Below are 7,014 nucleotides of genomic sequence, written 5' to 3' on the forward strand. Positions count from 1 at the left end.
CCCCTCATCCGGCCGAGCTTCGCTCGGCCACCTTCTCCCACAAGGGGAGAAGGAAGAAGGGCTGACGCCTATCTCGCATATTTCTTCGCGCCGACCACGCAAAGCACGACGGCGGCAGTGACCGCTATCATCGCAGGACTGACCTGCTCGTGCAGCAGCACTGCCGCCAGCCCAAGGCCGAAGAAAGGCTGGAGGAGTTGCAGTTGCCCGACCGCAGCGATGCCGCCTTGCGCCAGTCCGCGATACCAGAACACAAAACCGATCAGCATGCTGAACAGCGAGACATAGGCCAAGCCAATCCAGGCGGCCTTGCCAACGGGTTCGAGCGACGGTGGCATGGTGATGAGTGTCAGAGCCAGCATGACCGGCAGCGACAACACCAGCGCCCATGAGATCACCTGCCAGCCGCCAAGTTTACGCGACAGCGTGGCTCCTTCCGCATAGCCCAGTCCGCACAGGATGATTGCGCCCAGCATCAGCATGTCGCCTACCGGCGAGGCCGAGACGCCTTGCGTCACCGCAAAACCGGCAACAAGGGCGCTGCCAAGGCACGAAAACAGCCAGAAAGCCGGCTTGGGGCGATCGCCGCCACGAATAACGCCGAAGATCGCGGTCGCCAGCGGCAACAGGCCGACGAAGATGATGGAATGGGCCGAGGTGATATGCTTGAGGGCCAACGCGGTCAGCAAGGGAAAGCCGACCACGACGCCGAGCGCCACGATGGCCAACGACAACAGATCTCGCCGCTCCGGACGCTTCTGGCGAAAAATGAGCAGAAGCGCGAGGCCGAGTATGCCTGCCGTGGCAGCACGGGCGACGGTTAAGAACGCCGGATCGAAATCCATCACCGCAACGCGCGTCGCCGGAAGCGATCCGCTAAAAATCAGCACGCCTACGAATCCGTTGATCCAGCCACCCGCCGCCTTGTCCATCGCACGCTCCTGATGTTCTCGCCTCTATCGGGCCGGACGCATGGCGCCACCAGAGACAATGAGGTACAGTTTTGGAAAACTGTCATGGTAGGTTGAGCAGTACGGATGGATGAGCAGGCGACGGCAAGTGAGGGCAGCGGGACGCTTGTCGAAAGCGTCATGGCGACGATCAGGCAGAGGATCGCCGCGCGCAGCCTGACACCGGGAACACGATTGCCTTCGATCCGGGCTTTCGCGAAGACCATGCAGGTTTCCAAATCCACCGTGGTCGAAGCCTATGAGCGTCTTGCGGCGGAGGGCATCATCCGCTCGCGGCCAGGCTCGGGTTTTTATGCTGCCGGACCGCTGGCTCCTTTGTCCCTGGCCGAGATCGGCCCCAGGCTTGACCGAGCTGTCGATCCGCTCTGGGTTTCGCGCCAGTCGCTGGAAGCCGGCGACGGCGTGCTCAAACCTGGCTGCGGCTGGCTGCCTGCCTCCTGGATGCCGGAGGCTGGATTGCGCCGGGCACTGCGGACAATGGCACGCGGCGATGATGTCACGCTGACGGATTACGGCACCCCTCTCGGGCTGCCGCCGCTGCGTCATCTGCTCGCACGGCGCATGGCAGGGTACGGCATCGAGGCATCTCCTGACCAGATCATGCTGACGGAATCGGGCACCCAGGCGATCGATCTCCTGTGCCGGTTCCTGCTCGAGCCGGGCGACACGGTGCTGGTGGACGATCCCTGCTATTTCAACTTCCATGCCCTGTTGCGCGCTCACCGGGCCAAGGTGGTCGGCGTTCCCTATACGCCGTCGGGACCGGATATCGAGCTGTTCGCGCAGGCGCTGACGGAGCACCAGCCGCGTCTCTACATCACCAATTCCGCGCTTCACAATCCGACGGGTGCAATTCTGTCGCCGGTCGTCGCCCATCGATTGCTCAAGCTCGCCGACCAATCGGATCTGACGATCATCGAAGACGATATCTTTGCCGACTTCGAACACACCCCCGCGCCCAGACTGGCGGCGTTCGACGGGCTTGGTCGCGTCGTCCATATCGGCAGCTTCTCAAAAACGCTTTCGGCGTCGGTGCGCTGCGGCTTCATCGCGGCTCCACGCGACTGGATGGATGGGTTGACCGACCTCAAGATCGCCACGTCCTTTGGCAGCGGCAGGCTTGCCTCCGAACTGGTGCTGACGCTGCTGAAGGACGGTCTCTATCGCAAGCACGTGGATTTGTTGCGCACGCGGCTTTCACGCGCCATGGCTGAGACAAGCACGCGGCTGAAGGCGATCGGCATCACGCCGTGGATCGACCAGCCGGCCGGCATGTTCTTGTGGTGCAGCCTACCGGAAGGCGTGGATGCAGCTGAAATGGCCCGCCGCGCCTTGTCGGCCAATATCGTGCTGGCGCCCGGCAATGCGTTCAGCCTGTCTCAAACTGCCAGCCGTTTCCTGCGCTTCAACGTCGCGCAGTCGGCAGACGAGAGAATTTTCAGGACACTCGAGGAGGCGATGTCGCGTTGATTTTCGCTATCACGGAAATGCAGGCCTTGGCGCTTCGCCTCAGGCCCTGCCCCGCTTGCGCCGCTCGTAAAGCATGACGAGCGTTTCGGCCGTCAGCGCCGGCTTCTGCTCACCTTCGATCTCGACGATGTTGGCGGCCTTCATCAGATACTGGCCGGGGCCCTTGTCCTCCACGGACAAAAGCGTGATGCGCAGTCTGATGCGCGCGCCGGCCCTGACCGGCGCCAGGAACCGCACCTTGTCGAAGCCATAGTTGAAGGCGGCTTGCGTGTTTTCGGGCACGATGCCCATGTCCAGCGCCAGCGCGCCGATGATCGACAGCGTCAGATAGCCGTGCGCGATGGTGGTGCGGAACGGGCTTTGCCGCTTCGCCCGCTCTGGATCGACATGGATCCATTGGCGGTCGCCCGTGCATTCGGCGAACTGGTCGATGCGGCTCTGGTCGACCGTCGTCCAGTCCGACACACCGAGCTCCTGCCCGGTCATCATCCTGAGCTGCTCGTAGGTCGGCGGCGTCCTCGGCCGTGTTTGCGTCATTCCTGCTTTCCCGATCGCTTGTCCTGCCTCCCGACCACGAACCGGCCGCCTCTGTCAATTCGCTCCGCGCGTTCCGCTGCGGTATCCTCGGTCGGATCGCGTCAACGCCTGTGTCCAGCGCCGCAAAACAGGCTATCCGGGCCAAGAGAAACTTTGTGCCTCGCCGAGGCCGAGAATCAACAATACGACTTTCAGGAGCCGGATAGGCGGGAGAAAAGTCCGTCTGCTTTGGCTTGGGAATAGCCTACTTCTTGTCGTAGCCGGTGCGGATTTCCTCCATCGCCTCCTTGATGCGGTCGCGCAGGATCTCGACCGATTCGGTGCCGGATTTCCTTGCCAGTTCGGCCACTTCGCCGGCATTCTTCAATGCGGTCTCGAAGGATTTCCTGGCGAACGCCGCTTGCTTGGCCATCAACTCCCGAGGATCGCCCGGCGCTCTGTAGCTCTGCGCCATGTCGGCGATTTCGTGCAGCGTGTCCTGCAGCATCTCGCGTTGTCGGGAGAATAGCGACGACGCGCCGGCGGCACTTGCCCTGGCTGATTTTTCCAGTGCCTCGAGGTTCTTGCGATGATGGTTGAGGATCGCCTCGACGTCTACGTTCGGCAGCTTCAGGTCGCGGCCGAACCTGCCGAACATGTCCATGAAAGAGCCGGGATCCGGTTGCTTTGCCATGGTGGTTTCTCCCCTCTTGTTGCGAATGCAGCGCCTGAGGAGAAGAATAGGGCACTGGCGCTTCGCGGTCCATTCGAAGGCGCAACACATCGCGGTTCAGCCGACGAGGAACAGCCGTTCCACCGTATAAAGCGCGACGCCGGCAAGGCCGCCGATGACCATGCCGTTGAAGCGGATATATTGCAGGTCCCTGCCGATGTTCATCTCGATCAGCCTGGTGAGCTGGGCAAGGTCCCAGCGCTTGACCTGATCGGCGATGAATTTCGAGACGCCGCTCTTCTGGCTTTCGACGAAGGAAGACAGCGCCACGACGAACCCCTGGTTCATGTCGGCTCTGATCTGCGCGTCGCCGGCAAGATGGCGGCCGACTTCGACGAACATATTGGCGAGATGGGCGCGAATCATCGAATTCGACGCCTTGGCGTCCTGCTCGATGAACAGGCTGAGGCTTTCCCACATGTCGCCGGCCAGCGCCTTCAGCTCCGGCCTGGCGAGGAAATCGCGCTTCAGTTTCTCGGCGCGCTTGGCGTATTGCTTGGATGTCCTCAGCCGCTCGACGAAGGTCAGGACAAAACGGTCGAATTCGGCGCGCATCGGGTGTTCGGGATCGGCCCTCACCTCGTCGAGCAGCGAACCGGCGGAGGCGACGATCTTCTTCAGCAGATAGGCGTCGGCGCGGAACAAGTTGAACAGCGACGGCAGTTCCTCGCGGATCTTCTCGCGCATCGTCGCCAGCGCCTGCTCGTCGCTCAGGAAGCGGCCGACCACCTTGGTGAATTCGTCGAACAGTCTTTGGTGGCGGCGGTCGTCGGTCAGGGCCGACAGCAGCTCGGCGGCGAGCGGCGCCAGCGGCACCTTTTCGATCTGCTCCAGCATGCGGCTGGTGACGAAGCCGCGCAGGCCCGATTGCTTGACGGCCGCCAGCGTCTGCGGCACCAGCCGGCCGACGAAATGCGACAGATCGGCGGCGCGGTTGGGGTCGGCCAGCCAGTCGGCGACGAGCGCGGAAAAGTCGACCTCGGCAAGCTTTTCGCGCACCGGCTCGGGCGCCAGGAAATTGACCTCGATGAAGCGGCCGAGATTGTCGGCGATGCGGTTCTGGTTCTCCGGAATGATGGCGGTGTGTGGGATCGGCAGGCCGAGCGGCCGCCTGAACAGCGCCACCACCGCATACCAGTCGGCCAGCCCGCCGATCGTCGCCGCCTCGGCGAAAGCGGCGACGAACCCCAGCCACGGATAGTGGCCCTCGAACGACTTGGCCGCCGCGAAGACGAGGACGCACAGCGCCAGCGCTGCGGTGGCGACGAACTTGGTGCGCCGAAGCGCCGAAAGCTTGGCGTCCGCGTCGGCATCGAACCGGGCGGATGCCAAAGTCGGTGCTGATTGTGACATGGATGAACTGCTCCTGGTCGATCTCGCGGACTTAACTTAGTAATCCGCCCACCCGAATGCGCGCCAGACCAATCGGGGGTCATGTTTTGCACGACCCTGTGCGCAAACTTGACAAAAATCTTCACCTATTATGCGATGCTTGTCTGGAATTATTCCAAGGTATAGGCCATATTAGGCCTGAGCTAATGCTTCGTGAGGACAAAATGCGGCTAACACGCCAGACCAACTACGCCATGCGCATCCTGATGTATTGCGCCGCGAATACCGATCGGCTGAGCCGCATCCCAGAGATCGCGGCCGCCTACTCGGTGTCCGAGCTTTTTCTCTTCAAGATCCTGCAGCCTTTGGTCGAGCATGGTCTGGTCGAGACGGTGCGCGGCAGGAACGGCGGCGTCAGGCTCGGCCGCGCGGCCGAATCCATCACGCTGTTCGACGTCGTGCGCGTGACCGAAGAGAGCTTCGCCATGGCCGAATGCTTCGAGAACGATGCTGCCGAATGTCCGCTGGTCGACAGTTGCGCGCTGAATTCGGCGCTGCGCGAGGCGCTCAACGCCTTCTTCGCCGTGCTTGAGCGCTACACGATCGCCGACATGGTGGCGGCGCGTCCGAATGTGCGACACCTGCTCGGCATCGACATGCTGGTGCAAAGGGCGCCGGCCGCCTGATCCTGGTCGCATCGCGGTTTGGCTAGGTCTGTTGAGATTCAGGTCAGGCCGAGCCGGAGTCGAAGACGGGCGCGAAGCGACCAAACAGGTGGGTTCCGAGAACCGGAACGGAGCGTACGTTTGGGTACGTGAGTACCGGAAGCGCAGGAAATCGCCATTTGCAGGCCGGCATCACCTGAATATCAACAGACCGACTGCGGCAATACGAACGGCATGTCTCCGGCCGGCAGCACGCCTACCCTTAGCCGGCAATCGAACACTTTTTCGATCAGATCGTCGCTCAGCACGTCCTGCGGTGAGCCGGTGGCGGCAAGCCTGCCGCGATGCATGACGAAAATCCGGTCGGCATACATGGCCGTCAAATTGAGGTCGTGCAGGATGGCGACCACGCCGCCGCCGCGTCTGGCGAAGTCGCGGGCGATGTTCATGATGATCAATTGGTGCTTGATATCGAGGCTGGAAACCGGCTCGTCGAGGAAGAGATAGCGCGGTTTGCCGTCGAGGACCGGCGCCCAGACCTGGCAGAGCACGCGGGCCAACTGCACGCGCTGCTGCTCGCCGCCCGAAAGCTCCTGGTAGAAACGGCCGGCAAAGCCGTCGAGATCGACCCGCGCCAGCGCCCGTTCGGGCAGGCGCTCGTCCTCACCGGGAAGCGCGCCCGAGCGCCCGCCGAGCAGGCCGAGCCTGACGATCTCGCGCACAGTGAAGGGAAAGGACAACGTCGTCGCCTGCGGCAGGACGGCGCGCATCGTCGCGGCCTCGACCGGCCTCATCGCCGACAGGTCACGACCGTTGACGGTGACCTCTCCCGAATAGGCAAGATCACCGGACAACGCCCTCAGGAAGGTCGTCTTGCCCGAACCATTGGGGCCGACGATGGCCGCGACTTCGCCGGGCCGCATGTCGAAATCGACATTGGCGACGATACGCTTACCACCGATCGCCACCGAGACATCCCGCGCTTCGATCATAAAAACCCTCTCACAGGTCAATGACCCCACGCTTGCGCAGCAGGATCCAGAGGAAGAACGGAGCGCCGGCGATCGCGGTGACGATGCCGATCGGCAGCTCGGCCGGCGCCACGATGGTGCGCGCGACAGCATCGGCCAGAAGCAGCAGGCAAGCGCCAAGCAGGGCCGAGGCCGGCAGCAGATAGCGGTTGTCCGGGCCGATAGCCAAGCGCAACAGATGCGGCACCACGATGCCGACAAAGCCGATGCCGCCGCTGACCGCGACAGATGCCCCGACCGCCGCCGAAACGCCGATGATTGCAGTGTATTTCAGCCGCTGCACCGGGATGCCAAGA

8 protein-coding genes are annotated in these 7,014 nt (G+C 62.9%); 2 read left to right on the forward strand and 6 right to left on the reverse strand.

The features are described from left to right. Positions 1-68: 68 nt before the first annotated feature. Positions 69-932 (reverse strand): DMT family transporter, encoded by an 864-nt coding sequence (locus EOB36_RS32440; RefSeq protein WP_128286492.1) that lies wholly within the window; start codon positions 930-932, stop codon positions 69-71. A 105-nt stretch (positions 933-1,037) separates the two neighbouring features. Here EOB36_RS32440 and EOB36_RS32445 point away from each other — a divergent pair, with 105 nt between their 5' ends. Beyond that, on the forward strand, positions 1,038-2,441 hold the full coding sequence (locus EOB36_RS32445; protein WP_128286493.1) for a PLP-dependent aminotransferase family protein: 1,404 nt from the start codon (positions 1,038-1,040) through the stop codon (positions 2,439-2,441). Positions 2,442-2,480: 39 nt separating this feature from the next. On the opposite strand, the gene EOB36_RS32450 is transcribed toward EOB36_RS32445, so the two are convergent. The 3 genes from EOB36_RS32450 to EOB36_RS32460 form a co-directional block, all read right to left on the reverse strand. Next, positions 2,481-2,978, reverse strand: a complete 498-nt coding sequence (locus EOB36_RS32450) for a MaoC family dehydratase (protein WP_095486635.1) — start codon at positions 2,976-2,978, stop codon at positions 2,481-2,483. Between the two features lie 244 nt (positions 2,979-3,222). Continuing rightward, positions 3,223-3,651 carry a phasin family protein gene (locus tag EOB36_RS32455; RefSeq protein WP_095486636.1) on the reverse strand — a complete coding sequence of 143 codons (429 nt, stop codon included), beginning with the start codon at positions 3,649-3,651 and terminating at the stop codon, positions 3,223-3,225. Positions 3,652-3,747: 96 nt separating this feature from the next. Next, complete coding sequence (locus EOB36_RS32460) at positions 3,748-5,043, reverse strand: DUF445 domain-containing protein (RefSeq protein WP_128286494.1); 1,296 nt, start codon at positions 5,041-5,043, stop codon at positions 3,748-3,750. Positions 5,044-5,246: 203 nt separating this feature from the next. On the opposite strand from EOB36_RS32460, the gene rirA reads away from it, so the two are divergent. Continuing rightward, complete coding sequence (gene rirA / locus EOB36_RS32465; RefSeq protein ID WP_126106178.1) at positions 5,247-5,708, forward strand: iron-responsive transcriptional regulator RirA; 462 nt, start codon at positions 5,247-5,249, stop codon at positions 5,706-5,708. Positions 5,709-5,890: 182 nt separating this feature from the next. On the opposite strand, the gene EOB36_RS32470 is transcribed toward rirA, so the two are convergent. Together EOB36_RS32470 and EOB36_RS32475 are read right to left on the reverse strand one after the other, a co-directional pair. Next, complete coding sequence (locus EOB36_RS32470) at positions 5,891-6,679, reverse strand: heme ABC transporter ATP-binding protein (protein WP_128286495.1); 789 nt, start codon at positions 6,677-6,679, stop codon at positions 5,891-5,893. 10 nt (positions 6,680-6,689) lie between these two features. Next, on the reverse strand, positions 6,690-7,014 hold a 325-nt coding region (locus EOB36_RS32475), incomplete at its 5' end, for an iron chelate uptake ABC transporter family permease subunit (RefSeq protein WP_164897688.1).

It is taken from the genome of Mesorhizobium sp. M6A.T.Cr.TU.017.01.1.1 (assembly GCF_004023115.1).
GTDB classification, from domain to species: domain Bacteria; phylum Pseudomonadota; class Alphaproteobacteria; order Rhizobiales; family Rhizobiaceae; genus Mesorhizobium; species Mesorhizobium mediterraneum.